The sequence below is a fragment of the Arthrobacter sp. UYP6 genome (assembly GCF_040547315.1).
Taxonomy (GTDB): domain Bacteria; phylum Actinomycetota; class Actinomycetes; order Actinomycetales; family Micrococcaceae; genus Arthrobacter_B.
On the sequence record NZ_JBEPPM010000041.1, the window covers coordinates 1 to 1,651 of the forward strand.

Annotated in this window: 1 protein-coding gene; it reads right to left on the reverse strand. The window is 57.1% G+C overall.

Annotation, left to right across the window (positions count from 1 at the left end):
• Window positions 1-195: 195 nt before the first annotated feature.
• A complete protein-coding gene (locus ABIB35_RS18685; protein ID WP_354183238.1) occupies window positions 196-1,116 on the reverse strand; it encodes a M20/M25/M40 family metallo-hydrolase in 921 nt (306 codons plus the stop codon).
• Window positions 1,117-1,651: the final 535 nt, after the last annotated feature.

A 1,651-nucleotide genomic window follows, 5' to 3' on the forward strand; every position in this document is an offset into this window, starting at 1 on the left:
AGCCCCGTGGACTTTGAGCTGGAATACTCATCACAGGGCGCAGGGATCGACCTCGCCGCTTAGCCCCTGTCCACCATCCGGGGTCAAGGCCACCGCCTCGGTGCCGTAGGTTGCCTTATCCGGGCTTGGCGTTCCGCCAAGTTCAGCAGCCAAGGAGACTATCGCGGCCTCGGCGGGGGTATTGAGTCCGGGGGTCTAGGCGAGCACTGCGAACTCGACGCGTGCTTCGGGGTTCTGGGCCTTCATGATTGCTTCAATGCGCAGTGCTTCGGCACGGAAGTTTTCAATGAGCGCCACCGGATCATCGGCACCGATGGAACGGAATTCAAAGTGAAGTGTGCATAATGCCGGGATGGTGTTTACCGCGATACCGCCCTGAATCTGGTTTACCGTGGTGGTGGTGTAAGGGACGATGAAGGCTTCATCAGAGGCGCCGGCGCTGGCGAATTCCTTGGCCTTGGCATCAACAAACGCTGCAAAGTCGGCGGCCGCGGAAATCGCATTGACTCCCTGAGTGGTCAGTGAGGAATGTGCTGCAATACCGTGAAAATCTACCCTGATGACATTGACCGACTTGTGTCCCCGCACCACGCGCATGGATGTGGGCTCACCCACGATGGCACCGCGCGGCGTCAGGCCATCGGCGGTGATAGCCGCTACCAAGTCAACCGCTCCAATGCAGCCAACTTCCTCATCGTAGGAGAAGGCCAGGTGGATGGGTTCACTGAGTTTGGTCCCGACCATTGAGTCGAGTCTGGTCATCACCACGCCAATAAAGGCTTTCATGTCGCAGGCGCCCCGGGCATAAAGCTTGCCGTCGCGTATCTGAGGGGTGAACGGATCGGAGCTCCAGTCCTGTCCGTCAACCGGAACAACATCGGTGTGCCCGGAGAGCACAATGCCGCCGGTCCGCGTGCCATCGCCCGCGGGAATGGTGGCCAGCAGATTTGCCTTCTGCCCGGTTGCATCGTGGATGAGCTTTGATTCGATGCCCAGCGCATTGAGGCGTTCACTCACGTAGTTGATCAGGGGAAGATTGCTGTCGCGGCTGACTGTTTCAAAATTGATCAGTTTGGTGATTTCTTCAAGCGTTGCATCGCTCGGTGTAGGTGACATGTTTTACTCCTGGCATTCATCGAGCAACTGCTCAAATGTCCGCATTTTCAGCGAACGGCTAGCCGAGAGTCTGTCATTATGGGGCCAGCCTTGTCATACTGTCCTGGATTCGTGACGTCATAGTGTCCTTGAGCACCACTGACTTTTCCATGTTCTGCACACCAGTCCGCGCCGACCACATACATGTATCGCACCCAAGCTCGCATCTCGGGTTCCCTCCTGAGAATGAAGAGCCCGACGACTAGAACGCCGGCTGGCAAAGCGGCGAATCCTACGATGAACCCTACGGACCAACCTCGGTTACTGCCTCTCGGCCTTGCCTGCTTCCGGAGGATCGGTTGATTCTTGATTCTCCTCGCGAGCGAAGATCTCACGGCGAACCTCACGGGCTTCAATCAGATTACTGATCGCAAAGTAGCTCAGAGCAACACCAGCAGGAATGGCCTTGACCCCGGATGGTGGACACCTCACAAGAGAGAATGTTCACTATGACAAGAGCACGTCGGGAGTTCACTCCTGAATACAAGGACGAGGC